The 1,220-nt window shown below is 63.7% G+C and carries 1 protein-coding gene; it reads left to right on the top strand.

Annotation, left to right across the window (positions count from 1 at the left end; all coding sequences use genetic code 11):
* Positions 1-1,220 (top strand): sulfate adenylyltransferase subunit 1 (locus AC0NH5_RS42975; RefSeq protein WP_474414258.1); only part of this gene is annotated, 1,220 nt, incomplete at both ends.

The raw sequence follows: 1,220 nt of genomic DNA, 5'->3' as shown, positions 1-1,220 counted from the left end.
GCGGGCAGTGTGGATGACGGTAAGTCGACGTTGATCGGCCGGTTGCTGTTCGACACCAAGACGATTTTCGCCGATCAGTTGGAGGCTGTTGAGGCGGCCAGTGCGTCGCGGGGTGACGAGTACACGAATCTGGCGTTGTTGACCGATGGGTTGCGGGCGGAACGCGAGCAGGGCATCACGATTGATGTGGCGTACCGGTATTTCGCGACGCCGCGGCGTAAGTTCATCATCGCGGATACGCCGGGGCATATTCAGTACACCCGTAACATGGTGACCGGGGCGTCGACTGCTGATCTGGCGTTGATCCTGGTGGATGCGCGTAAGGGTTTGGTGGAGCAGTCGCGGCGGCACGCGTTCTTGTGTTCGTTGTTGCGGGTGCCGCATCTGGTGTTGTGTGTGAACAAGATGGATCTGGTCGATTGGGATCAGAAGGTGTTCGAGCGGATCGCGGACGAGTTCACCTCGTTCGCGACGAAGTTGGACGCCCCGGATCTGACGGTGATTCCGATCTCGGCGCTCAACGGGGACAACATCGCGTCGCGGTCGGAGAATTCGCCGTGGTACGAGGGTCCGTCGTTGCTGCATCATCTGGAGCACGTGCACATCGCCAGTGACCGGAATCTGGTGGATGTGCGGTTCCCGGTGCAGTACGTGATCCGGCCGCAGTCGACCACGGTGACTGATTATCGGGGTTATGCCGGTCAGGTGGCGTCGGGGGTGTTGAAGCCCGGTGACGACGTGCTGGTGTTGCCGTCCGGGATGACCAGCAAGATCGCGTCGATCGACACGGCGGACGGGCCGGTCGAGGAGGCGTTCCCGCCGATGTCGGTGACGGTGCGGCTGACCGATGAGATCGACATCTCGCGCGGTGACATGTTGTGCCGGCCGCACAACGCGCCGACCCCGGCGCAGGACGTCGAGGCGATGATCTGCTGGATGGACGAGTCGGCGCCGTTGCGGGTGGGCGCGAAGTACGCGATCAAGCACACCACCCGGACCGCGCGGACGGTGGTGCGGGGCCTGCAGTACCGGCTGGACGTGAACACGTTGCACCGTGACGAGGCGGCCGGCGAGTTGGGCCTCAACGAGATCGGCCGGGTCACCCTGCGTACCACCGTGCCGTTGCTCGCCGACGAGTACCGGCGTAACCGGACGACCGGCGGTTTCATCCTGATCGACGAGACCACCAACCGCACCGTCGCCGCCGGCATGATCATCGA

The sequence above is a fragment of the Actinoplanes sp. 13 genome, assembly GCF_056134165.1.
Note: the sequence above shows the minus strand (reverse complement) of the source record. Positions and strands in the feature narration are given on the sequence as shown.